Below are 23,526 nucleotides of genomic sequence, written 5' to 3'. Positions count from 1 at the left end.
CTATGCAGGCGTCGGACTTTGTCCGACGCTCAGTGACGTGGCGACCGCCGGACAAGTGATCCATGGCGCCTGCGCCACTGGTACTCACGATATCCGGTCCAGGTAGGCTGCAGGCCGTAGGCCGTAGGCGCGAATATCGTTGGAGTCCGGCGGCGACGCGTCTGCGTTCGGCGTTCGGCGTTCGGCGTCAATCGCCCAGTTGTCGGCCTGGCACCAGGTAGTCCGCGACGTACTCCGCGACGGCCGCCGATAGCGGCGTCGGCGGCGCGGCGTATCCCGTCGCGCGCAGGCGCGAGATGTCGGCCTGCGTGTGGTACTGATACGTGCCGCGCAGGGCCGCGGGCATGTCCACGAAGTCGATCTGCTCCGGTACCTGCAACGCCCCGAAGATCGGCCGCACCAGGTCCAGCCATGTCTGCGCGTGCCCTGACCCGATGTTGAAGAGTCCAGTCGCACCGCGCGCGGCAACGTGCAGCGTCATGTCCACGACGTCCTTCACGTAGACGAAGTCGCGCCGCTGCTCGCCGTCCCGGTACTCCGGATGGTGACTGCGAAAGAGCTGGACGCGCCCTTCCTCCCTGACCTGGGCGCAGGCCTTGTGCACCACCGACCGCATGTCGCCCTTGTGGTCCTCGTTCGGGCCGAACACGTTGAAGAAGCGCAGTCCCGCCACGCGTGAGAGCAGTGCTTGATCGCGCGCCCAGCGATCGAACAGCAGCTTCGAATACCCGTACATGTTGAGCGGCCGCAGCCGCTCGATGCCGGCGGCATCGTCGTCCATGCTCGCGCTTCCGTCGCCGTAGGTGGCGGCCGAGGACGCGTACAGGAAAGCGGCGCCGTGCGACAGCGCCCACTGGCACAGGTCCTTGCTGAACTCGTAATTGTTCCGCGCCAGGTACGAGGCGTCCTGCTCGGTCGTCGCCGAACACGCGCCCATGTGCAGCACCAGATCGAAGTCGCCGAGGCGTCCGGTGTCGAGACGTTCCCGCAGAACGTCGGCCTCGACATAGTCCTCGAACCGCAGCGCCCGCAGGTTGCGCCACTTGGTGCTGGTGCCAAGCCGGTCGGCGATGACCACGCGCGAGGCGCCGCGGCTGTTGAGGCCCCAGACCAGTGCCGATCCGATGAAGCCGGCGCCGCCGGTCACGAGCACCCGTGCGCGTTCGAGGTCGATCAACTCAGGCATCTCCGTGGGAATGCTGCAACGTCGCCGCGGGTGCGTGCGACTGGTACTGCAGTTGGTAGAGCCGATGGTAGATTCCGCGCAGGGCGAGCAGTTCCTGGTGGGTGCCAGCCTCGCGCAGTTCGCCGCGGTGCAGTACGAGGATCTGGTCCATGTCCTGGATCGTCGACAACCGGTGCGCGATCGCGATCGTGGTCCGCCCCTCCATCAGCACATGGAGCGCATCGCGGATCAACATCTCGGTCTCGGTGTCCACGCTCGACGTCGCTTCGTCCAGGACGAGGATCTGCGGGTCGAAGGCGAGCGCCCGCGCAAACGACAACAGCTGCTTCTGCCCGACCGACAGCGTCGCGCCGCGCTCGGCGACCGGCGTGTCGTAGCCATGCGGGAGGTCGCGGATGAACGCGGCGGCGTGCACGGCCTCGGCGGCCTCATGGACGCGCGAGTCGTCGATGTCCGGGCGGCCCAGCCGGATGTTGCCCGCAATCGTGCCCGAGAAGAGGTACACGTCCTGCAGCACCAGGGCGAAATGCGAACGCAGTTGGGCCAGCGGCAACTCGCGAATGTCGCGACCATCGAGCAGGATGCGCCCGCTGCCGACGTCATAGAAGCGCAGCAGCAAGTTGATCAGCGTGCTCTTGCCCGAGCCCGTCGCACCGACGATGCCGATGCGCTGGCCGGGTTCGACGGTGAACGACACGTGCTTCAGGACCTCCACGCCAGGCGTGTAGGCAAACGACACGTCCTCCACGACCAATCGCCCCGCGCCTCGCGATCGCTTCGCGTTGTCGGCCATCGGCCGTCGGCCATCGGCCGTCGAATCGGCGCCGCGCGGTTTTTCGAAGGCCGAAGGCCCAGGGCCCAAGGCCGGTTCAGCCCCGAGCGCCAGCGAGGGGTCGGTTATTATCACCGGCGTATCCAGCAGCCCGAACAGCCGCTCCGAGGACGCCATCGCGGCCTGCAGCAGGTTGAACTTCTCGGACATGTCCGAGATGGGGCGGAAGAATCGCTGCGCATACTGGATGAAGGCCACCAGTGTGCCGATGGTGAGCGTCCCGGTCAGCACCCAGCCGCCGCCGAACCAGACGATCAGGGCCGTCGAGAGCGCGCCGATCAATTCGATCGCCGGATAGAAGACGGCGTAGTAGTAGATCGATCGCAGGTTCGCGTCGCGGTGTTCGCTGTTCACGTGGTCGAAGTCGGCAAACGCCCGCTCCTCACGCCGGAACAGTTGCACCGTCGACATGCCCGTGAGGTTTTCCTGCAGGAACGCGTTGAGGCGCGCCACCCACGTGCGCACCTCCCGGTACGACTCGCGGACGTTGCGGCGGAACCACTGCGTGACCATCAGGATCAGGGGCAGGACGCAGAAGGTCAGCAGGGCCAGGCGCCAGTCGAGCGACACCAGCACGACGATGATGCCGAGCAGCGACAGGACGTCGCCGAACACCGAGACGACACCGGACGTGAACAGGTCGTTGATGGCGTCGACATCGCTCGTCACGCGCGTCATCAGTCGCCCGACCGGGTTACGGTCGTAGTAGGCCAGGTCCAGCCGCTGGAGGTGGTCGAAGACCTGCCGCCGCATGTCGTACATGATTCGCTGCCCGAGCATCTGCAGCGTCGTGGTCTGCACGAACTCGGCGACGAACGCGCCGACGAGCGTGCCGAGATAGAGCAGCGCCACGGTGCCGACACCGGCGAGATCGCCCGACGCGATGTACTGGTCGATGGCCCGCTTCACCAGCACCGGCTGCGCAAGCGAGAACGCCACTCCCGCGACGATTGCCACCAGCGCGAACGCCGCACGGACCTTGTATGGGCGCAGGTACCCCATCAGCCGACGCATCAGCCGGCTGTCGTACGCCTTGCCCAGGATCTCGTCGTCGTGTGCGGACATCAGGAAACGGCGAGTTCCGCCTCGAGCTGCTGCTGGCGCACGAGCTCGCTGTAGGGGCCACCCGCAAATGCCAGGGAGTCGTGGGTGCCTCGTTCGATGATCCGGCCCTCGTCGAGGACGATGATCTGGTCGGCGTGACGGACGGCGGAAATGCGGTGCGCGACGATGATGGTGGTCCGATCGGCTGTGACGGTGCGCAGGCGGGACAGGATTTCTTCCTCCGTGTACGTGTCCACCGCGGACAGCGCGTCGTCGAAGACGAGGACGGGGGCGGCGGTCATCAGGGCCCGGGCAATCGCCGTGCGCTGCTTCTGGCCGCCTGAAAGGGTCAGGCCGCGTTCGCCGACGCGGGTCTGGTAACCCTCGGCAAACTGCACGACGTCCTTGTCCAGCCGCGCGATCGCGGCAGCCTCCTCCACTCGTTCACGGCGTTGGGCGTCAGGCATCGCGTGGGCACCGAAGGCGATGTTGTCCTCCAGCGTCGTGCTGAAGAGGAACGTCTCCTGCGGCACGAAGGCGATCGCCCGCCTCAAGTCCTCCAGGCGCACGTCGCGGACGTCGTGTCCGTCGATGAACACGGTGCCCGGCGGCGGGTCGTACATGCGGACGAGCAGGTGCACCAGCGATGACTTGCCGCTGCCGGTAGCGCCCACGATCGCAAGGGTGGACCCGGCCGGCACGTGCAGATCGATGTCGTGGAGCACGACCGGACCGGTGCCGTAGGCGAAGGTGAGGTGCCGCACGCGAAGGCGGCCCCGCACCGGCTCCGGCAGCCGCTGCGCGGTGGGGCCGTCGACAATCGACGGAGCGGTGTCGAACACCTCCAGCATGCGCTGCCAGGACGCGAGCCCCCGCTGGAACATGTTGGTGACCCAGCCAAACGCAATCAGTGGCCACGCCAGTTGCCCGAGGTAGCCGTTGAAGGCCACGAACTCGCCGAGCGTGAGCGAACCGCGAATGACCTCACGGCCGCCGAGATACAGGAAGGCGACGATGGCGAGGCCGAAGCCGAACGTCATGCTCGGAAAAAAGCTGGCCTGCAGCAGGATCAGCTTGCGATTGCGGGCAACGTACTCGTCGCTGGCGGCCAAGAACTTTGCCCGCTCGGCCGCTTCCTGTCCATAGGCACGGACCACGCGGACACCCGCGAGCGCCTCCTGGGTGATGGCGCTGATCTCGGCCAATTGAGCCTGGATCCGCTCGAAACGGGTGTGGATGGCCTGCCCGAAGTACTTCACCATCAACGACACCAGCGGCGTGAAGGTGACGATGAGCAGCGTCAGGCGGGTGTCGATCCACAACATCATGCCGACCGCGGCGATGGCGAGGACCCCGGTGGATACCGCGTACATGGCGGCCGGACCGGCCATCATGCGCACGGCGCCGAGGTCGGCCGACGCCCGCGACATCAGGTCTCCGGTGCGCGCCTTGTCGAAGTATTCGCGGGGAAAGCGTTGCAGCTGCGAGAAGAAGTCGCTGCGCAGGTCGTACTCGACGCGACGCGACACGCCGATGATGAGCCGGCGCATGAAATACCGGAAGATGCCGCCGCCGGCCGAGATGGCGAGCAGCGCCAGCGCATACCGGCCGAGCTTCGCGCGGGTGACGGCAGCCGTCAGGTCATCGACGGCGTATTTCAGCACCCATGGAGTCAACAGGGCGAACAGGTTGGCGACAATGGCGCAGCACAGTCCGAGGAGCATGGGGCGCCGGGATCGGCCGAGGTACGGCAGCAACCGGCGCAGGGCGGCGAGCACCCGTCAATTATAGGGACTCGACCCCTGTTGTCCGACGCCGGATTGTCCGATAGGGGTGGGTATGAAGGTTCGACGCATTCTCGAAAGTGCTGGCGCGGCGAGCGCCCTTCTGCTGCTCATGTCCGCCCCGGCCGCCGCCCAGTACCCGCCCAACCAGTCCGACCCGGCCACGGGCGAGAAGTACAACGTGGAAGTGGCCTTCGGCCTCTGGAATCCGACGCCGGAGATCGTGTTCTCGAGCGAGCAGTTCGGGATTACCGGCAGTGAAATCAGCCTCTCGAACGACCTCGATGTGCTGCAGAAGACGTTCCGCGATTTCCGCCTGGTGCTGCGCCCGGCGCGCAAGCACAAGTTCCGGGTCGAGTACATCCCGATCAAGTACGACATCGACAGCCTCCTCACCCGATCGGTCGTCTTCAACGGCATCGTCTACTCGGTCGGGCTGCCGGTCCAGGGCGAGTTCAAGTGGGACGCCTGGCGCTTCGGCTACGAGTACGATTTCATCTACCGCGACCGCGGCTTCCTCGGGGTCATCGCCGAGGCCAAGTACACCCACGTCTCTGCCGAACTCAGTGCCGTGGGCATCAACGAGTTCTCGGAAGCCAAGGCGCCCATCCCTGCCATCGGACTGGTAGGACGCGGCTACCTGATGCCGAACCTTGCCGTCACCGGCGAATTCACGGCCTTCAGGCTGCCTGACAACGAGGATCGCGATTACGGCGGCCGGTACTACGACTTCGACATCTACAGCACGCTGAATTTCAGCAACAACTTCGGTGTGACCGGTGGCTATCGCCGCCTCACGCTCGGATACCAGGCCGAGAACGACTTCGGCGACTTCCAGATGAAGGGCTTCTACGTGATGGGCGTGGCCCGCTTCTGAGTCCAACCGTTGGAAGGTGTGGCTATCGCGGCGCCGAGATCCACGCGCCGAGGTACCGCTGGTCCTTGTTGCCCGGCGAGACCTGCGACGGCCTGAAGCCGCCGCGGGTCAGCAAACGCAGCCGTCCGTGCCGCGGCACCATCGTCACCGTTCGTGTCTCACCGGCAGACAATCGCGCCTCACCGTTGTCTGTCGCAGACCACGCCACCGCAACGTCGGCGGCGCCGGCACGAAGATTCACCTCCATCGGCAGTGACGATGGCAGCCCGAGCGTGATGTCGGCATCCCCGCCAAGCCAGACGCCGCCTGGCTCCGCGTAGACATCCGCCTCCGGCAGCAACCACACACTGCCGCCCATGGGGTGAGCCCGCGTGGCGGGAGGGACTGCCGGCGGCGGGCTGACCTCGTCGGCCAGCACCCAGGTGCGGCCTGTGCCCTCTGCGGCTTCTCGCGATCCCTTGACGACGACATTTTCGACGGGGAGTGCCAGGTCGAACGCAAGTGATGCGTGCCCCGCCGACGCGTCAAGGTCGGCGATGAATCGCGTGGTGCGCGCATCCCCGAGTGTCACACCGAAGCGAGCACCAGGGGCGCGGACGTCGGTCAGGAGTCGATAGCGGCCGGCCGGCAGCGTGTCGAGACGCAGCACGGTGTAATCGGAGGCGCTTGGCGCTCGGCGCGAATCGAGTTCGACGATGAACCCGGTGCGGGTCCGCTCGACATGGGGGCGTGTGATGGCGATGAGCACGTCCGCGGGTGCCGATGCGCGGCGCGCGAGGTACAGGACCTGCGACCTGGCCGGGGCCAGGCCGCCCACGCCGTGGCACAGCCAGACCATCGCCGACGCGGCGGGCAGGAGCGCAGCAAGCGTCACGAGCGGGACAAGTGGCGTCAGGCGTCCGCGACGTTCGAGCGTTCGCCACAGCACCCATGCCACGGCGAAGCCGATGAGCCAGATCAGTGCGTCGCGCAACACGATTGGCGGCGCGTCGCGGTGCGCGGCCGGCAATGCTCCGGACAGATCGATGAGCGGGCTCACCCAGCGGGCCCAACGCGCGCGCCCGTCGCGCATGTTGTAGGCCAGTGCGCCGTGATCCACATACACGAGGAGCGCCGTCAGCGCCAGCGACGTGACGAGCATCGCCACGACCATGTGCCGTGATGCCCGCGTCTGCAGCGAGTGCCAACCCAGCGCAATGAAAGGCGCGAGCGGAAGGATCAGCGGCACCAGGAAGCGCGCCGGCGCCGACAATCCACCCCACCACATGCGGTACGCGCCGACCACGCAGGTGTACAGCAGGGCAAGTGAGACGACGAGCAGTGCCACCCACCACGTGCCCGGCGTAGTCTCGCGCAGGGTGCGTCGCATCGCGACGAGCACCACCATCAGGACCGGCGCACTCGCCAGAAGACCGAACTGTTGATCGAACAGCAGGCCTGGCAGTCCCGGCAACAGGTGCGCCAGAGCCATCTGGGTGTAGGCCCCGTATGGCGCGGAGGGATTGGCCGTCCCGTAGACGACGAAAAAGAAGCCGAACCACGAGGCGGCAAGCAGCGACGCTGGCGTCATGAACGCTGTCAGTGCGCGCCAATCCCGCCGTGCCGCGATCTGCAGGCACATGGCCGCACCGAAGCCGATCGACAGGATCGCGTAGCGCGTGTGCAGCCACGGCAGCAGGCCCAGCGCCAGGGACGCCGCGCAGGTGGACACGATAGGCAAGCGCGCGCCGCGATCCGGTCGGCCTTGCGCCGCCACGAGCACCGCGACGGCCAATGACGCGAACACAGACGCAGGCGCATCGGGAAATATCGCCGCACCGTGCAGGAAAAATGGCGCCGAGCCGACGGTCGCGAGCGTGCCGACCCAACTGGCGACGACGTCCTGCGTCAGTTGCCAGGCCGTCCACCAGGCGAGCCAGGCCCCTGCCATCGCGATGAGGATCAGTGTGGCGACGGCACCTCGGTAGCCGGCCACCGCAAACCCGGGTACCAGCAGCGCCGGCAGGCCTGGCGCGTGCACGGAATAGATCGCGCCGTCCGTGCCCCGTGCGAGATAACTCGGCGGCAGCGGCGCACGGTGGTAGATCGCATAGTCCGCACGCGCGTGGTTGTTCTCGATCTGCAGGTCGTGGTCGAGCAGCAGGCTCTGCGTGATGATCAGGTAGTCCGGCTCGTCACCCTTCGGATGCTGTGGTCCCATGCGCCACGCCGCCGCGACGAGTGCCATGCCCGTGATGGCCGCCGCCGCGAGGGGCGCACGTGATGGCGACCAGATCAGACGTGGTAGGGCCCGCTCTCCGACCTGTCCGCCGAAGCCGGGGCGAAGGCGGAGCGCGGCCCACGTCGCTCGAAACGCGTCAGCGTATGTGTACGCAACCGACGCGAACCACCAGGCGAGCGCCAGCGGACCCGTCCAGACCAACAGCGCCGCCGGTAACGGCAGCGGCAACCACGGCAGCACGATGGGTGCAAGCAGCACCGCGAGCGTGGCCAACCGTGTAGCCGCCGGTCCCTGATGTGTAGCCGCCGGTTCCCCATGCGTGGCCGCCGGACTTGTCCGGCGGTCGCGACGCGACACGAGGGCCGCCAGCGCCAGCAGTGGCAGCAGGACAACGATGATGGTCTGTGGCGGGGAGAGCAGGCCGATGCGTGACGGCGCCGCGAGGGACTGGACGGTGACGATGCCCGACGCGAGCCAGCCCGCGATGGCGAGCGCCGCAACGGTGACGAGCGGCACCAGTACGGCCATCGGGCGGCATGCTACCATACGCCCCCATGCCGTCCGGACGCGCCGCGACATGGAGCGGCCGCCTGGTGTTGGGGCTTCTTCTCGCTGTGGCCATGACCTGGCCGATGGCGAGCAAGTTCAACCGCTCTGCGCGCCTCAACTTCGGTGACGGTGAATTCAGCGTGTGGACCGTGACGTGGGTCGCCCACGCCCTCACCACGACGCCAGCGTCGCTCTTCCAGGCCAACATCTTCCACCCCGATCGCGACACGCTGGCGTACTCGGAAGCCAACGTCGTCACCGGTGCGCTCGGCGTTCCTTTCCACCTCGCGAGCGGTGGCAATCCGTATGCGACGCACAACGGCGCCATTCTCACGGCACTGGTGCTCGCGTTCGTGTTCGCCTGGGGTTGTGCCGAGACGCTCGGGGCGTCATCGGGCACCGCGGCGGCGTTCGCGGTGGCCTTCACCTACTGCCCATATCTCTTCGCACGCACGGCCCACATCCAGTTGATGATGACGTTCGGCCTGCCGCTCGCAATGCAGGCGTTCCATCGCGTCGTGGAGCGCCCGACGTGGGGACGGGGCGTGTGGCTCGGGGCATCGCTCGCCATCCAGGCCCTTGCGTGCGCATACTTCGGCATCTTCGCCGGGCTCACGGTCGGTCTCGGTACGTTGTACTACGGCTACACACGCGGCCTGTGGCGCGAGCGCGGCTATTGGATCGCGATCGGCCTCGGTGCTGTCGCGAGCGTCAGCCTGGTGGCGCCGTTCTTCCTGCCCTACGTCCGCGTCCAGAAGGAACTCGGGTTCACGCGCCTCCTCGACGATGCCGCGATGTACTCGGCCGACTGGCAGGCCTGGCTCGCATCGTCGGCCTGGGCACATCGCTGGATGCTGCCGCGGCTGGGACACTGGAACGAAGTCCTGTTCCCGGGATTCCTACTGACGGCGCTCGGCCTCACCGGTCTTGTGGTGGGGTTGCGCCGGACACGTCCGGCGCCTACGCGTCACGAGGCGTCGGGCGATCGCGACATCCCGGCCGACCCCGCAGTTGGAGTTGCCGGACGTGTCCGACAGATGGCCGGGCTCGCCGCCTCCGCCAAGGCTTCGGCGCCCAAGGGAGAGCCGACCCTGCCAGATCACGCGACGCCCGACTCCCGACTCCCGAGTCTCGTGTCCGGAGCCCCGAAGGCCGATGGCCGACTTGTCCGCCGAAGCCTTGGCGAAGGTGGAAGGCCGATGACCGAGGGCACGCCGCTAGGCGAGGCGAGGCGGCGTGAAACCGCGGTGTTCTACGGCCTGGTGGGGCTGATTGCGTTCTGGGCCAGCTTCGGGCCAAAGGCGGGGCTCTACACGGTCCTCTACAAGACGATCCCGGTGTTCACGTTCCTGCGGGCACCTGGCCGCTTCGGCATCCTGGTAGTCCTGGCGCTGGGCGTGCTCGCACTCGTTGCCGTGCAGGCCTGGCTCGAACGACGTCCTGGGCGATCGCCGTGGCTGGTCGGCTCGGTGCTGGCCGTGTTGTTTGCCGCCGAGGACGCCACCGCGCCGATTCGCCTCGAGGACGCCGCACCCGCACCAGAAGCGCATCGCCGGCTTGCCACGCTGCCGCCGGGCGCGGTCGTCGAGTTGCCGTTCTGGTACGTGCGCACCGACTTCCCGCGACATTCCCGATACCTGCTGTTATCCACGTATCACTGGCATCCGCTCGTGAACGGCTACAGCGATCACATCCCGCAATGGTTCCGCGACGAGGTGATCCGGATCAGCAGCTTCCCTACCGCCGAGTCACTGCACATCGTCGTCGATCGGCATCAGGCGAAGTACGCGATCTTTCACACGCGCTACTACGACAGCCGCAGCCGGCTGCGACTGCGTGAGCGGCTCGAGCAATACAAGGACTACGTGCGGCCGATCATCGGCGAAGGCGACGTGTGGCTCTACGAGATCGTCGGAGCGCCGCGCTAGGGCTCTTCGTGCTGCTGGCGCTGGCGCACACGTGGCCGCTGGTCACGGCGCCCGCGACCCTCTCGCGAACCGATAGCGCCGATGGTCTCCTCAACCAGTGGATCCTCGGCTGGGTGGCACACGCGCTGGCCACGCACCCATTGTCGTTGTTCGACGCCAACATCTTCTTCCCCGAGCCGCGCACGCTCGCCTTCTCCGAGCACCTCGCGGTACCGGCACTGTTCTCGGCGCCGATCTTCTGGATGGGTGGCTCCCCCGTGCTCGCCTACAACGTCACGCTGTGGATCGGCCTGGCGTTGACGGGTTGGACGACGGCGCTGGTGCTGCACCAGTGGACCGGCGATTGGTACGCCGCGGTCCTGGCGGGAAGCCTCGCGGCCTTCAATACCGACACCCTCACCCGCATGGCACATATCCAGGCCATGCACCTCCAGTTCCTGCCGCTCGCCCTGCTCGCCCTCGATGACGTGCTGCAGCGTGGCGAGCGTCGTGATGCGCTGCGCCTCGGTGGCTGGACGGCGCTGCAGATGCTCTGCTCCGGTTATCTTCTGGTGATGACGGCGATCGCACTCGTCGTCGGTGCCATCGCGCGACCTGGCGAGTGGACGGGCGTCCGCCTGCGGTCCCGCCTGCCGCTGCTTCTCACTGCGGCGGCGTTGGCCGTTGCCATCTGCGCGCCGTTCCTCGTCCAGTACTACCGCGTCCAGCACGACCAGGGACTGACGCGATCGGTCGACGAAGTGCGGCTCTACTCCGGCGTCTGGCAGAACTTCATCGCGACCGGCGCCCGGCTGCACTTCGAGACCTGGAATGCCCCGTGGTACCGCGAGGCCAACTCCGCGGCGTTCCCCGGCGTGCTGCCGTGGGTGCTCGCCCTCGTCGCCATCGGCACGGGTCTGGCCTGGCGCGACGCACGTGCGCGCATGTGGCTGGCCATCGGCATCGTCGGTGCCGCGTTGAGCTTCGGCCCTGCCCTGCCCGGGTATTCGCTGCTGTACGACCTCATTCCCATTCTGCAGGGCATCCGTGCCGTGGCGAGGTTCGCGCTCCTGCCACTGCTCGCGGTGGGTGTGCTGGCGGCATTCAGCCTGGCCGCGATCCGTGTCCGTCTTGCCGCAGGCGGTCGTGTCCGCCTCGCCCATGTGGCCGGCCTGGTGGCTGTGGTCGGCGTCAACGTCGAGAACGCGCGTGCCCCGATGGCATTCGTCCGCTTCGAGGGGATCCCTGCGGTGTATGCCGCACTCGCCCTCGAAGACGCCGCCGTCGTCGCCGAGTTGCCTTTTCCCGAACCCGAGCGCGTCGCGGCCAACGCCGCGGCGGTTCATGCCTCGACGCGCCATTGGGGACGGCTGCTCAACGGCTATTCGGGCTACACGCCTTCGAGCTACGTGCAGCACTACCTGGCGTTCAGGACCTTCCCCGATCCGGCATCACTCGATGCCCTCCGCCACGCCGGTGTGACCCACATCGTCGTCGACGTCGCGAAAGTGCCCGATGCGGTCGCGGTGTTGCAGAGAGCCGATGGCGTACGCTTGATCGCAACCGATAGACGTCGACGGATCTACAGGATTGGTGCTAGGGATACCTCTCCGAGGCGTCCATGATCGCCATCGCGCTCTTGACCTCGCCCCTTCGTTCGCGTTCACGACACTCGCGGAGATGGACCGCTCGGAGAGCGGTCCCTACCAGGACATGCTGAAGCCCTCAGACAAGGCGTCCCGCTTCACCGAATCGGTCATCCGCGAGATGACGCGCGTCGCGCTCGCGCACGGCGCCGTCAACCTCTCGCAGGGCTTCCCCGACTTCCCGGCGCCCGACCAGGTCAAGGCGGCCGCGATCCGCGCGGTCGAAGACGACGTCAACCAGTACGCGGTCACGTGGGGCGCACCGTCCCTGCGTGCGGCGATCGGGGCGCACATGCAGCGCCACTACGATGTGGCAGTCGATGTGGACCGGCAGGTCACGGTGTGTTGCGGGTCGACCGAAGCGATGATCGCCACGCTCCTGGCGACGGTGAATCCGGGCGACGAAGTCATCGTCTTCGAGCCGTACTACGAGAACTACGGACCCGACGCGATCCTGTCGGGCGCGACACCGCGCTACGTACGACTGCACGAGCCCGGCTGGTCAATCGACGCCAACGAACTGCGCGCCGCGGTGACGTCCAAGACGCGGGCGATGGTCCTCAACTCGCCCCACAACCCCACTGGCAAGGTGTTCACGCGGGAGGAACTCGAGCTTGTCGCTGCCCTCTGCCAGGAGCACGACCTGCTTGCGATCACCGACGAGATCTACGAGTTCATCGTCTACGGTGAGGCCCGGCACGTGCCGCTCTGCACGCTGCCCGGCATGGCGGATCGGACGGTCACCATCAGCAGCCTGTCGAAGTCGTTCAGCGTGACCGGCTGGCGGGTGGGCTGGGCGATTGCCCCGCCGCATCTGGCTGGAGCGATCAGGAAGGTGCACGACTTCCTCACGGTTGGCGCACCGGCACCGCTGCAGGAAGCGGCCGCGTTCGCGCTCAACATGCCCGACACCTACTTCGGCTCGCTCGCGTCCCACTACGACCTGCGCCGGCAGCGATGTTTGTCGGTGCTGGAGCGCTGCGGCTTCGCGCCGCGTTCTCCGGCCGGCGCCTACTACGTGATGACCGACATTCGCGAACCTCTGGCCCGGGCACGACGTCAAGGCAAGGGCCCGGCTGCCGGGGATGACGTGAGTGCCGCGAGGTGGCTGGCGACCGAGGTCGGGGTCGCTGCGGTGCCCGGCAGCAGCTTCTACCGGGCCGGCAGTGGCGGCCGCGAGTGCCTGCGCTTCTGCTTCTGCAAGAAGGAGGAAACGCTCGCCGCCGCGGAAGAACGCCTGTTCAGGGCGTTTCTCGGATAATGCTGGAATGCTCAAAGGCTGGAATGTCGAAAGCACTTGCACTCGACATTCCGGCATTGCAGCATCGCGGCATTGGCGCGGTGCGCGCGCTATTCCGCGAGCACGTTTCCGTAGAGGCGGCGGTAGTCGACGGCGGTGCCGAGGATCTTCTTCACGTAGATCTGTGTTTCCGGAAACGGGATGTCGTCGATGAACTCGGCCTGCTCGAGGGGGCCCCGCTCGGCCTTCCAGCGAATGACGCGGGCGCTGCCGGCATTGTAGCCAGCGAGCGCGTACGGCACCCCGCCGAGGTTGCGGACCAGCCCCGCGAAGTGTCGGGTTCCGAGCCGCACGTTGGTCTCCGGATCGGTCAGCATCTGCGTACGGAAGCGCCGCACGCCCTCGGCACGGGCCAGTTGCCGCCCCGTTGACGGCAGGATTTGCATCAGTCCCCACGCATTGGCCGGCGATCGGACGTCAGCGACGTATGACGACTCCTGCCCGATCAGGGCGGCGACGACGAAGGGGTCGAGACCGTGCTGGGCCGCGTACCGCTTGATCACCTGGATGTATTCGAGCGGGAAGATCACTTCCTGGATTTCGCGCGGCAGGGCGTCGCCCTCGACCGACAGGTACTGCGGGTAGGCCCGGCGCATCGTGTTGATGGCCGGACGGATCTCCCCCTGCTGGCGGTACACCCAGGCGAGGGTCGCGTCGAGCTTCGGGGTGCGGCCATGCGCGCGCTGCGCGTGCTGCATCTCCTCGATGGCCTCGTCGAACATGCCCGCGGACACGAGCCACGTGATCAGGTCCGCGCTCGGTGGTGGCTCGGTGGCCACCATCGTCGCATCGTCGGCACGGGTCTCCTGCACGTCGTCGGGAGACGCGTCGCGGTCCCCGCCATCCACCGCGGCGAGGACGATCCCGGGAACAACGGCGGCGCGGTCGCTCGGGACGGGCGCTCCGAGGCGCGTCAACGCCTCGGACGCAATGCGTCCGTAGTACGAGTGGAAGTAGTCCAGCGCGGCGAGCGTCAGCACCCGCGTGGCGCCGTCGACGTCCTTGCGCTGTTCGCGCGATCGGCCGGCCCAGTAGAGCCAGGCAGGCCGGGTATTGGCGCGTGGGATGGTCGACGCGGCGAGTTCGAAGACGCGTATCGCTTCGTCGAACTGCCGGCCGCGATAGCTCGACCAGCCGTACTTCCACGCGGCGCGTTCCGCATAGCGGCCGGACGGATGCCGATCGAACAGGCGACGGAAAATCGCCGCCGCGTCGGCGTCGGCATCCATCTTCACCAGGTAGGTGCCGTACTCGTTGAGGGCCCGTTCCACCCACGGATCGGCGGGGCTGCCGGGTGCGATAGCGGCCAGCGACTCGATGGCCTCGCGGTACGGTCCCGCCTGTCCCTCGTCGCGCAGGGCTGAGGCCAGCAGGTATTGCGCCTCGCCCGCTCCTACACCCCGCGAGGCGAGATCGGTCAGGGCCGTGAGTGCGAAACCGCAGCGCCGCTGCGCGCAGGCCGCCTGGGCGAGGCGGAGCTGGATACGGTCGCGTCGCGCCTGCGCATCAGCAGCATCAGCACTCGCCGGCAGCAGTGCTTCCAGTTGCTTCAGGGCGGCCTCGGCATCGGCCGCGCGCCCGGCGGCAAGCAGCGCCTCGGCGCGCGTCAGGTCGTGCGGAAAGGCATCCGGCGTTCCCACCGCGGCGCCCTGCATGGTCGTTTCGGCCTGGCGAAGGGCACCCGGGGCGAGATCGCTGGTCGGAAATTCGTAGTACAGCCGCAGCCAGAGACGCGTAGCGTCCTGCGGGCGTCCGGCCGCCCGCGCCGCGGTCGCCCACTGGTCGAGGACGACGTCGCGATTCTTCGTCAGCAAGGGATACAGCTCTTCGAGCAGCGCTGCCGCTCCAGCGGCGTCATCGAGGCTCAGGGCGGCTTCCGCCTCGGCCGACAACGCCAGTTGCCGCAGCCGACCGGCACTCAGCGAGCGACGCAACGCGGACAAACGCGTCCGCGCCGGTGCGGGACGCCGAAGCCGGAGATCCACGAGGGCGCGGTAGTACTCGACGTAGGGTTCGAGCGGTGTGCCATCGAGGCGCGTGCCGTCAAGTGCGGCAGCACCTTCGTCGAACCGACCCGAACGGATGGCAGTGGCAGCAGCGCGCAGCGTCTTCACGCCGGGGCGTGCTGCGATCCGCTGACGCTCCTTGTCCGACGGGACCAGCCAGGCATCCTCGATGCGCGAAGGGAGGGGCGGATGGGCCGTGGGCGCCAGTTGCGCGGCCGCACGCGACGAGTACGACACGCGAGGCCACCACCTGCCGGTCACCAGTCCCGCGGCAACGCATGCCGCAATCCCGGCCGTGACGAGCCACACGCCTCGCCAGTGGGGATGACGCGACGCAGGTGACGAGGGGCTTGGCATGAGGCGGGTCGTGAGCGATAGGGGTCGGGCGAATTCGACTGACTACAGGCTACAGGGTACGAGAGCGCAAGGCCAGCATCCAGCGACTGGCCGCCAGCCGACCGTTCCGCGTTAGGCGTTAAGCGTTAGGCGTTAAGCGTTAAGCGTTAAGCGTTAAGAACCTGTGCGCAACAACGTCGCGTCGCCGTTGGCCAGCGTACGCACTACTTCCTCGTCGAACAAGGTCTCGCGTCCGGGAAGCGCTTCCGGAACCCGCTGGACGTACTGACGACGTGCGCGTTCGATGTCCTCACCGAGTCGCGTGCCGAGATCGCCCTGGGCGCGTCCCTCCATCACGTCGGCTTCCCTGTTCAGACGAATCTCCGAGACGAGCAGCCGAGCCACGCGACGAGCCTGCTCGATCGCGTCGCCCATGGAGGTCTCGAGCGTCGGGCGCTGCACGATCCGCAGATGCGGCGGCATGGGGACGACAACGGCAGGACGCTGGGTCCGCGCATAGCCTGCTGCCCGCATCGCCGTGAGGGTTTCGAGGCATCGGGCTGCATGACGTGCGAGCACCTCCACGGCGTCGGTCCAGCCGGGAGCCAGTGCCGGCTTGCCGGTGCTGGCACCGTCGGCGTAGACGAGCGCGGCCGCTTGGCCACCGATCGCGACGGGGACGGCGAGACCCTGCTGGCCCACGGGAAGCGGCGCCAGGCCAAGCACGGCGCCCTGCTCATCGGAGCCTTCGACGATGGCCGGGGCGGCGCTGTCGAGGATCGCCATCAGGTCCGCGTGGTCGGGCAGGTGGAGTTCGGCGCCAATACCTGGCGTCTCCTGCGGGAAGCCGCTGCGGCGCCAGATGCGCGCGCGGTCGTCCTGGAACACCAGCACGGCGCTGCGCGGCGCCTGCGCCTTGAGCCCGTCGCTGAGGGCATCCAGCACTTCGCTCAGCGTCGTGGCGTCGTCCATGCCAGTGACGGCAAGGGCGAGAGCCTGGACGCGAGCGGATCCGTCGTGGCTCGCGACCTGTGGGGGTTCGAGCCGGTCCGCGGCCTTGCTCTGTGCCTCGTGAAGCTGCGCCTGCCGCACGGCCTCGACCAGGGCCTTCTCGGCATCCGCGAGCGTGGCGTCGGCGTGCTGGCGGAAGCGGGCGAGCGTGACGGCGTGCGTGTCCCGGGCCGTGTTCGCCTGCTGGTCGAGGTCGGCCAGCTGACGGTCGCGGTCGGCCACCTCGGCGCGGAGCCGGGCGATCTCATCCTGCAGGACGGTGGTCGCCTCTGCGTGAGCAATCTCGGCCTCGTGACCGGCGGCGGCCGCGGCGGCGCGGAGCTCGTCGGACAGCGCGGTGAGCCGGGCGCGGAGGTCGTCGTGCAGGCGGAAGACCGCCTCGGTTGCGGCCTCGGTGATACGGGTCTCGAGCGACATGTTCGTCCTGGGGGCGGGCGTCTGATCCCACACAAAGTGGCCGGCCATGCGGGATGATGCGAGGCCCATGCCACCCGGTCAAGGCGTGGAAACTGCCGGAAATTGCTCGACATCCCGCTTGCGAGGGAGTCCCTCCCCCGCGTACACTGTCACTATCGTCGTCACGTCGTCAGACTTGAAATGGCAAGGAAAGCCATGGCAGGGCGGTGGGGTGAGGACGGGCAGTCGCGGGTCACGGCCCGCGGCGGCATCTCCAAGGGGGGCGTCACGGCTTCGACGGAGGTGTGGAACCGTGGGATGCGTGCCGAGGACTCCAAATCCCTCGTAAATCCTTTGGAAACCAAATGTAACTGCGGAACCGCAGCTTGCACTCGCCGCTTAAATAACGGCGACGCGTCACCCCAGAGCGCCCTCGACCGGGGATGACGCGCCATTCAGAGGGCTGGCCCCCACGTGGCGTCTCGGCGTGTGGGGGCGAGACATACCGGGACTGGCTGTCAGGTTTTTCTCGTCGCTCTTCGAGCCTGACAGTGAGATTTCAAGAGCGGACACGCACGTAGAGTCCTGCGGCGATGCGCCCTCGGACGCGGGTTCGACTCCCGCCGCCTCCACCACCCAAACCCATTGTATTGCAACAGTTTACGGCCGTCAAGCCGAGGCTGTTGCACGCCTGTTGCACGGCCCCGCCTTATGCGGCTGGGGGAGGGTTGAGCAGGTTGATCGTGTCGTGCAGCGCCCCGGGCGTGACGTGGGTGTAGCCCATCGTGGTGGGCGACACGGCGGCCGTCACCGCGCTGCTCGATCGGCTTCTGCACCATGCCCATGTGCTCAAGTGCGGGCCCCGCAGCTGGCGGACCAAGGTGCACACCGACTTGCGTCCGGAGGCGCTGCCGCAGTAGAACTCAGGTCGTCTCGACACCCGCCAGCAATGGCCGGTTTTGCCTGTCGATGAAATGGCCGGTTTTGACCCGTCCACCGAGGCCCAACTTCCAGATTCTCTGGAGGGCAACCCTGTTTGGGCTCTACCAGTCCGTCGTACCAGTCGAGCCGAAGGGAATCGCCGTCCCAGAGTTGTCCGGCCTGCGACTGGTTCTCCCAGCCTGCGCCGTGACGCATCATAAGCTCATCTGTTCGAGCCGCGAGGCGCCAATACCCAACACGCTCGGACATGGGGGCAGCACGACTTACCATTGTTAGGGGCGCGAGTTGCTGGACGAAGAGTGGCCAGGAACCGTGCTAGGCGTCAGCGAGTACGTGCGCGAACGTGAGAGCGCCTACGGCAGCAGGAGGACTCGGGTGCTGTGATGCAGCCCCACTCCAGGCGCTTCCTGAACGGCTGGACAGGCAAGCCGATGGCCTCTGGTGGGTCGAGGCTGGCAGTCAACGAGTGGACTGAGGCGGAAGAATCGCAATGGAGGCTGACTACCACGGCCGTCCAGAACGTCCAGTCCGTCCGGTCTCCTCACTCCCAGGTGAGAAAGCAAGGTCATTGGGGGAACAGGGTGAATTGGGGTGGACTGAACGGACGGCGTGGACGGGCGCGATGCCAGTACCTCGGTGTCGCGTGCCCGCCATCGTCGCCGCCATCCGAGCGCGACAGTCGCAAACCTACTTCCGACTACGCACCTAGCCCTGACTACCACCGCGCTGTTCCAGGGCCGCCATACTCCGCTGAATCCGCCCCCGCAGGAACGCCACCGTGTCCTTCCTGACCGCGCCTTCCCGCACGAAGCACTCGAACAAGCGGGCGTACTCGATCGCTTCATCGAGGCCCGCGCCCTCGGGAATGACGAACGAGTGCAGGAAGCCATCGAACCGACTGCGGATCGCGCGGCCCGGCTGGCCTTTCGGCGGGCGCTCCTCCGCGCACTGGATGGCATCCTTGTACCCGGCGAGCGAACGGATACGGTTGAGAAACAGGGCGACGGCTTTACGCTCCGCGTCCATCTTGCTGTCGTCGGGCGGTGTCATTCTGCCCACCTCCTTACCTCTTCTTCGCAGCCTTCTTCGTGGCGCGTTTTCGATCGCCCTGGTCGCCATGGCCTGGCTTCACCGCAGTCTTCGCGGTGCGTGCGCGATCGGCACGCAGGGAGCGCCCCACACCGTCCATGTCGGTCCAGGTGCCATCGGCGGCTCGCTTCGCGTACCGCTTGTCCACGCCGGTGTCGATCAACTCACGCTTGGTGGTGGATCGCTTCGCAGTCTTCTTGGTCGCCTTCTTCACGCTCTTCTTAGCCATGGTGCTCCTCGATGGATCGTCGTCTTCAAAGGGGGTGCGGAACCGTTCCAGGAGCGTGGCTTCATCTGAATGGACTCGCCACGCGTCGGCATGATCGCGTTGCGCCCGCTGAATCACCGCCCACTCCGCGTCCTGGCGCGATGCGAAGGCATGTTCGTCGTCGATGGTGGCCTCTCGCCCCATCAGCCACAATCGGAACAGGAGTGTGCGTGGTTTGTCTGGCTCACGGGTGGCCGGTACTTCCTCTATCAGCCAGTCGCCGGGGAGCGGCTTGTCCGACATGGTCCTCACGTCAATGCACCTTCCCACGCTCTTCGCCGCGGTCGAGGAGGTAGCGGACCGTATCTGCGACTTCGGCGAGGCGGCTGGCCACCACCTCCGCGTTCGCGCCCAGTTGCACGTCCACGGCGCGGCGGTGCAGCATCAGGGCGGCACGCCGTAGCTGTGCGACCTCGGATGCCGAGAGGGTGATGGCCTTGGTTTCCATCTGCGATGCCTACGCGGCCCTACTCTGCCGCCTCTGATGTTTTTGGGCGCAATCGTCTGCGTGACGGACACATCTGTCAACACGGGAATCCGCGCCCGCTCGAACTCAGCCATCGCCGATAGGATATGGAGTTGCAGTCTGCCCGCTGGCGTCGAGGTGTCGATGCCCTCCCCCAGCGTGACGAAGTCCACGCCAGTCGCTTGCAGTTCGTCGAGCAGCAGGACCAGGTGGCGGAGGTTGCGGCCTAGCCGGTCGAGCCGCCAGACGACAAGGACATCGAACCTCCTGCGCTTCGCATCGCGCACGAGGGCGTCGAGCGCGGGGCGGGACTCACGAGCGCCGCTGACGCCATGGTCAACGTACTCGCGCACCTGCCATCCGCGAAGGGCGGCGTAGGCACGCAACTCGAGGAGCTGGTTCTCGGGTTCTTGATCGAGGGTGGACACACGGGCGTAGAGGGCTGCTCGCATTGGATTGCCTATGAGTAGATGGTGCGGGGGGCCTGCGTGCGTTGGCGGGCACGCGCTGCACAAGGGGCGACGCCTAGCTAAGCTAGGGGGGCATCGGAGGAAAGTCGCAATCACCGCGGCCTCCCTTCGCACCTAGTTGTGGAAGCGCCCGAGGAGGGGCGCGGAGGGGGTGCCAATCCCCCCCGTATCCCCCCTTCGATCGATCGGCCTACTCCCTTGCCGCCACCAATGCCTGCCTGCACGCGCACGGGGCGCAAGGCTGCGCCTCGGTGCAGCCCTCTCCCTCGCATTCCAACCCGGCGAACGCGCGGGCCGTTTCGGCGAGGGCGAAGCCCTGGGCCTGCTCATGGGCGGTGGACAGCTTCCTGTAAAGCCCCTTGCTCCGGGCACGGAGGCGAGCGATGCGGTCGGCATCGGGCGACTGCTTCCGCCTCTCGGCGCGGAGCTGCACCTCGATGCCCGCGACCTTGAGCATCAGCCGCGTCCGGCGGCACCATGCCTCCTGCATCGCGTCGCCGTCGGGATCCGGATCATCGAGATCCGCCTGGGAGGCAGCCAACTCCCTCTCCACCTGCACCAGGTTCACCCATTGGCCCAGCATCCGCTGTCGCTCGCACGCCTCGCCGTGCTTCTCCGCGTCCGGATGGTCTCCGTCCGGTGCCGAGTCGGCCACAGCCTTCATGGTGCCCGCGATCCATTCATCAAGCAGCGCGAGTTTCTGGTCCGTCGTGAGTTGATCGTTGAACGTGTACATCACCCTTGTTCTCCTTGGCGGCAGGCGATTTCTGTTGCTCGCCTGTTGCTCGCCTGTTGCACGACTCAGGTCGAATCGTGTGGAAACCAGTTGACAAGGGTGGAATGGAGGACAACAGGTAACCCGTTGACGCCGTTAGAGTTGTGCCACAAGTCCAACACCATCAATAAGTTACGGTGAAGCGCCAGAACGGGTTCGACTCCCGCCGCCTCCACTATTCGTCCAGAGTTGTCCGAAGGCGTCCATGGTGATCCATGGACGTCTGGCTCTGCCTCACGAATCCCGAACAATTCACCACTTTCTCGCCCGTCGGCGCCGCGGCCAGCTGCTAGCGTCGACCTCCTACACGTGCTCGGCGGGAGTACTTCTGGGGGTGTTGGCGCCGGTGGTAAATCTGACAGTTGTGGCGGGTGAAAATCTGACAGTCGGCAGCGCGACCTGGCTGCCGGCTGCGAGCGTGGCTCCCGGCCGGTGATTCCTTCACCATGCGTCTCCCACCAGCGGAGGCGCGATGTTCGGACGGGAGACCCGGATGCTGCTCCGGCATTATCTCGAGCACGGCAAGAGCAAGAGCGCCCTGGCGCGCGAGCTGGGCGTCAGTCGCGACACGATCCACCGCTGGATTCGTGACGGCGATCTCGATCGTGAGCTGGACGACACCCCGGTGCCGTACGGTCCGCGCCGGCCAATCCGGACCAAGCTGGATCGGTACCGATCGATCATCGAGGTCCGCCTCGCGGCGTATCCCGCGCTGTCGGCCGTGCGACTGCCCGAGGAGATCCGCGCCGCCGGGTACACCGGCGGGTATTCCCAGCTCACCGCGCTGGTGCGGCAGCTGCGGCCCGTCCCGCCGCCAGCGCCGGTGGTGCGCTTCGAGACACCGGCCGGTCGCCAAGCGCAGGTGGACTTCGCGGAGTTCCAGTTCCCGTGGGGCAAGCGCTACGCCTTGCTGGTGGTCCTCGGCTACTCGCGGCTGCTGTGGTGTCGCTTCGGTGCGCGCCAAGACATGCACACGTTGGTCACTGGACTCGAGGACGCGTTTCTGGCGATGGGCGGCGTGCCGCAGGAGCTCCTGTTTGATCAGATGAAAACGGTGATCACGCGCGACTTGCGTCTCCAGGGTGGGGCCCTGGTGCGCAATCTCGAGTTCCTCCGCTTTGCGCACCATTGGGGCTTCACGCCGCGCGCGTGTCGGCCCTATCGCGCCCAGACCAAGGGCAAGGTGGAGCGTCCGGTGCGCTACGTCCGAGAGAATCTCGTGTACGGCCGCACGTTCCTCAATGACGCCGACTTGGCGCAGCAGTGCGCCGATTGGCTGGAGCGCGTCGCCAATGCGCGGCGCCATGCCACCACGCAGGAGGCACCACGCGAGCGCTTCGAGCGCGACGAGCGACGGTTGCTCCTGCCGCTGCCCGCACGCCGCTACACGTCGCTGGTGCTCGATGCGCCGGCGGTGACGTCGGCGGCCGTACGACGCGTGCCGCCGGTGGTGCCGGTCGAGAAGCGCCCGCTGGCGGCCTACGCCCAGCTCACGGGAGGTCTCGCATGAAGACCCTTCCCCTCTCGCGCCGTGATCGCCTCCGGCACATCCTGGCCGACCTGCGCATGCCCGGCGCTTTGGAAGCGCTCGACACGATCCTGCGGGATATCGACGGCGGTGCGCTGACGGCGCCCGATGCGATTGAGCAGCTACTGACCGCGCAGATTCAGCTGCGCAACAACCGACGGCTGCAGGCGGCGATGCGCTCCAGTCGACTGCCGGCCGTCAAGCAGCTCCACGACTTCGACTTCACGTTTCAGCCGTCGCTGCGGCGGGACCAGATCGAGAGCCTGCACGAGCTCGGCTTTGTCGAGCGCCGGGAAAATGTCATCTTCCTCGGCCCACCGGGCGTCGGCAAGACGCACCTCGCGATCAGCCTCGCGATCGCGGCGGCGCAAAGCGGCCGACGCGTCTACTACGGGACCCTCGCGGACCTCATCACGTCGCTCGAAGAAGCGCAGGCGGCGGGCCGTCTCCAGAGTCGCCTCAAGATCCTCACGCATCCGGCGGTGCTCGTCGTCGACGAGATCGGCTACCTGCCGATTAGCCGCACCGGCGCGATGCTCTTCTTCCAGCTGATGACCCGCCGCTACGAGCACGCCTCGACGGTGCTGACCTCCAACAAGGGCTTTGAAGAATGGGGCGAGGTCTTCGGTGATGAGGTCATGGCCGCGGCGCTGATCGATCGCCTCGTCCACCACTGTCATCTGGTCACGATTCGCGGCAACAGCTACCGCATGCGGCAGCACACCGAGCTCTGGCAGACCCTGCACGCCACGCACGACGACGCGCCGGCGGCTCGCCGCCGGCGCCCCCGGCAGGAGGTCGCGACGTCCTGAGGCTCGTCCCCTCGTCGATCTGTCAGATTTTCAATCGGCGGATCTGTCAGATTTTCGGCCGGCGTTGACAGGGGGTACGCG

Annotated in this window: 17 protein-coding genes, 1 other RNA gene and 1 pseudogene; 8 read left to right on the top strand and 11 right to left on the bottom strand. The window is 67.1% G+C overall.

The window, feature by feature from the left end:
- Positions 1 to 187: 187 nt before the first annotated feature.
- Genes rfaD through LuPra_RS14190 form a run of 3 tightly spaced genes read right to left on the bottom strand, consistent with a single transcriptional unit; the run spans position 188 to position 4,840 of the window.
- Positions 188 to 1,186 carry an ADP-glyceromanno-heptose 6-epimerase gene (rfaD, locus tag LuPra_RS14200; RefSeq protein WP_110171358.1) on the bottom strand — a complete coding sequence of 333 codons (999 nt, stop codon included), beginning with the start codon at positions 1,184 to 1,186 and terminating at the stop codon, positions 188 to 190.
- Positions 1,179 to 3,083, bottom strand: a complete 1,905-nt coding sequence (locus LuPra_RS14195) for an ABC transporter ATP-binding protein (protein WP_110171357.1) — start codon at positions 3,081 to 3,083, stop codon at positions 1,179 to 1,181. The genes rfaD and LuPra_RS14195 overlap by 8 nt, the downstream gene beginning before the upstream one ends.
- Positions 3,083 to 4,840, bottom strand: coding sequence for an ABC transporter ATP-binding protein (locus LuPra_RS14190; protein WP_110171356.1), 1,758 nt, complete (start codon positions 4,838 to 4,840; stop codon positions 3,083 to 3,085). Before LuPra_RS14190 ends, LuPra_RS14195 begins: the two co-directional genes overlap by 1 nt.
- A gap of 61 nt (positions 4,841 to 4,901) precedes the next feature.
- On the opposite strand from LuPra_RS14190, the gene LuPra_RS14185 reads away from it, so the two are divergent.
- Positions 4,902 to 5,723, top strand: a complete 822-nt coding sequence (locus LuPra_RS14185) for a hypothetical protein (RefSeq protein WP_110171355.1) — start codon at positions 4,902 to 4,904, stop codon at positions 5,721 to 5,723.
- A 22-nt stretch (positions 5,724 to 5,745) separates the two neighbouring features.
- On the opposite strand, the gene LuPra_RS14180 is transcribed toward LuPra_RS14185, so the two are convergent.
- A complete protein-coding gene (locus LuPra_RS14180; protein WP_110171354.1) occupies positions 5,746 to 8,472 on the bottom strand; it encodes a hypothetical protein in 2,727 nt (908 codons plus the stop codon).
- Between the two features lie 26 nt (positions 8,473 to 8,498).
- Here LuPra_RS14180 and LuPra_RS14175 point away from each other — a divergent pair, with 26 nt between their 5' ends.
- The 3 genes from LuPra_RS14175 to LuPra_RS14165 are packed head-to-tail and all read left to right on the top strand — an operon-like array spanning position 8,499 to position 13,307.
- The gene (locus LuPra_RS14175) at positions 8,499 to 10,421 is read left to right on the top strand and encodes a hypothetical protein (RefSeq protein ID WP_157899183.1); all 1,923 of its coding nucleotides are present in this window, start codon (positions 8,499 to 8,501) and stop codon (positions 10,419 to 10,421) included.
- Positions 10,388 to 12,025 carry a hypothetical protein gene (locus LuPra_RS14170; RefSeq protein WP_157899182.1) on the top strand — a complete coding sequence of 546 codons (1,638 nt, stop codon included), beginning with the start codon at positions 10,388 to 10,390 and terminating at the stop codon, positions 12,023 to 12,025. The genes LuPra_RS14175 and LuPra_RS14170 overlap by 34 nt, the downstream gene beginning before the upstream one ends.
- Positions 12,026 to 12,080: 55 nt before the next feature.
- The gene (locus LuPra_RS14165) at positions 12,081 to 13,307 is read left to right on the top strand and encodes a pyridoxal phosphate-dependent aminotransferase (protein ID WP_110171351.1); all 1,227 of its coding nucleotides are present in this window, start codon (positions 12,081 to 12,083) and stop codon (positions 13,305 to 13,307) included.
- Positions 13,308 to 13,396: 89 nt separating this feature from the next.
- Here LuPra_RS14165 and LuPra_RS14160 read toward each other — a convergent pair whose 3' ends face one another.
- Both LuPra_RS14160 and LuPra_RS14155 read right to left on the bottom strand, forming a co-directional pair.
- The gene (locus tag LuPra_RS14160; RefSeq protein WP_157899181.1) at positions 13,397 to 15,661 is read right to left on the bottom strand and encodes a lytic transglycosylase domain-containing protein; all 2,265 of its coding nucleotides are present in this window, start codon (positions 15,659 to 15,661) and stop codon (positions 13,397 to 13,399) included.
- 201 nt (positions 15,662 to 15,862) lie between these two features.
- Positions 15,863 to 17,164 carry a hypothetical protein gene (locus tag LuPra_RS14155; protein WP_110171349.1) on the bottom strand — a complete coding sequence of 434 codons (1,302 nt, stop codon included), beginning with the start codon at positions 17,162 to 17,164 and terminating at the stop codon, positions 15,863 to 15,865.
- Between the two features lie 210 nt (positions 17,165 to 17,374).
- On the opposite strand from LuPra_RS14155, the gene ssrA reads away from it, so the two are divergent.
- Positions 17,375 to 17,730, top strand: a transfer-messenger RNA (tmRNA) gene (gene ssrA / locus LuPra_RS14150).
- A 150-nt stretch (positions 17,731 to 17,880) separates the two neighbouring features.
- Positions 17,881 to 18,015 (top strand): annotated as a pseudogene (locus tag LuPra_RS33275) (ATP-binding protein); the annotation flags it as partial.
- A gap of 727 nt (positions 18,016 to 18,742) precedes the next feature.
- Here the strand turns inward: LuPra_RS33275 and LuPra_RS14145 are convergent.
- The 5 genes from LuPra_RS14145 to LuPra_RS14125 form a co-directional block, all read right to left on the bottom strand.
- Positions 18,743 to 19,087 carry a hypothetical protein gene (locus LuPra_RS14145; protein WP_110171348.1) on the bottom strand — a complete coding sequence of 115 codons (345 nt, stop codon included), beginning with the start codon at positions 19,085 to 19,087 and terminating at the stop codon, positions 18,743 to 18,745.
- A gap of 13 nt (positions 19,088 to 19,100) precedes the next feature.
- Positions 19,101 to 19,646 (bottom strand): hypothetical protein, encoded by a 546-nt coding sequence (locus LuPra_RS33705; protein WP_237050915.1) that lies wholly within the window; start codon positions 19,644 to 19,646, stop codon positions 19,101 to 19,103.
- 1 nt (position 19,647) lies between these two features.
- Entirely contained in the window at positions 19,648 to 19,779 is a 132-nt protein-coding gene (locus LuPra_RS33905; RefSeq protein ID WP_257724511.1) for a hypothetical protein, read from the bottom strand.
- Positions 19,779 to 20,312, bottom strand: a complete 534-nt coding sequence (locus LuPra_RS14130) for a recombinase family protein (RefSeq protein ID WP_110171346.1) — start codon at positions 20,310 to 20,312, stop codon at positions 19,779 to 19,781. Before LuPra_RS14130 ends, LuPra_RS33905 begins: the two co-directional genes overlap by 1 nt.
- 208 nt (positions 20,313 to 20,520) lie before the next feature.
- A complete protein-coding gene (locus LuPra_RS14125) occupies positions 20,521 to 21,066 on the bottom strand; it encodes a hypothetical protein (RefSeq protein WP_110171345.1) in 546 nt (181 codons plus the stop codon).
- A gap of 532 nt (positions 21,067 to 21,598) precedes the next feature.
- On the opposite strand from LuPra_RS14125, the gene istA reads away from it, so the two are divergent.
- Together istA and istB are read left to right on the top strand one after the other, a co-directional pair.
- Positions 21,599 to 22,615 (top strand): IS21 family transposase, encoded by a 1,017-nt coding sequence (gene istA / locus LuPra_RS14120; protein WP_157899179.1) that lies wholly within the window; start codon positions 21,599 to 21,601, stop codon positions 22,613 to 22,615.
- On the top strand, positions 22,612 to 23,445 hold the full coding sequence (gene istB / locus LuPra_RS14115; RefSeq protein WP_201792188.1) for an IS21-like element helper ATPase IstB: 834 nt from the start codon (positions 22,612 to 22,614) through the stop codon (positions 23,443 to 23,445). The genes istA and istB overlap by 4 nt, the downstream gene beginning before the upstream one ends.
- Positions 23,446 to 23,526 lie beyond the last annotated feature (81 nt).

This window comes from Luteitalea pratensis (assembly GCF_001618865.1).
Taxonomy (GTDB): Bacteria; Acidobacteriota; Vicinamibacteria; order Vicinamibacterales; family Vicinamibacteraceae; genus Luteitalea; species Luteitalea pratensis.
This window is presented reverse-complemented; position numbering and strand designations above follow the sequence as displayed.

Excerpts from the sequence above, each read along its gene's own strand:
- istB (WP_201792188.1), top strand. The coding sequence starts at position 22,612 with ATGAAGACCCTTCCCCTCTCGCGCCGTGATCGCCTCCGGCACATCCTG.
- LuPra_RS14125 (WP_110171345.1), bottom strand. The coding sequence starts at position 21,066 with ATGTACACGTTCAACGATCAACTCACGACGGACCAGAAACTCGCGCTG.
- LuPra_RS14180 (WP_110171354.1), bottom strand. The coding sequence starts at position 8,472 with ATGGCCGTACTGGTGCCGCTCGTCACCGTTGCGGCGCTCGCCATCGCG.
- istA (WP_157899179.1), top strand. The coding sequence starts at position 21,599 with ATGCTGCTCCGGCATTATCTCGAGCACGGCAAGAGCAAGAGCGCCCTG.
- LuPra_RS14145 (WP_110171348.1), bottom strand. The coding sequence starts at position 19,087 with ATGACACCGCCCGACGACAGCAAGATGGACGCGGAGCGTAAAGCCGTC.
- rfaD (WP_110171358.1), bottom strand. The coding sequence starts at position 1,186 with ATGCCTGAGTTGATCGACCTCGAACGCGCACGGGTGCTCGTGACCGGC.
- LuPra_RS14155 (WP_110171349.1), bottom strand. The coding sequence starts at position 17,164 with ATGGCCGGCCACTTTGTGTGGGATCAGACGCCCGCCCCCAGGACGAAC.
- LuPra_RS14195 (WP_110171357.1), bottom strand. The coding sequence starts at position 3,083 with ATGTCCGCACACGACGACGAGATCCTGGGCAAGGCGTACGACAGCCGG.
- LuPra_RS14175 (WP_157899183.1), top strand. The coding sequence starts at position 8,499 with ATGCCGTCCGGACGCGCCGCGACATGGAGCGGCCGCCTGGTGTTGGGG.
- LuPra_RS14130 (WP_110171346.1), bottom strand. The coding sequence starts at position 20,312 with ATGCGAGCAGCCCTCTACGCCCGTGTGTCCACCCTCGATCAAGAACCC.
- LuPra_RS33905 (WP_257724511.1), bottom strand. The coding sequence starts at position 19,779 with ATGCTGCACCGCCGCGCCGTGGACGTGCAACTGGGCGCGAACGCGGAG.
- LuPra_RS14185 (WP_110171355.1), top strand. The coding sequence starts at position 4,902 with ATGAAGGTTCGACGCATTCTCGAAAGTGCTGGCGCGGCGAGCGCCCTT.
- LuPra_RS14165 (WP_110171351.1), top strand. The coding sequence starts at position 12,081 with ATGGACCGCTCGGAGAGCGGTCCCTACCAGGACATGCTGAAGCCCTCA.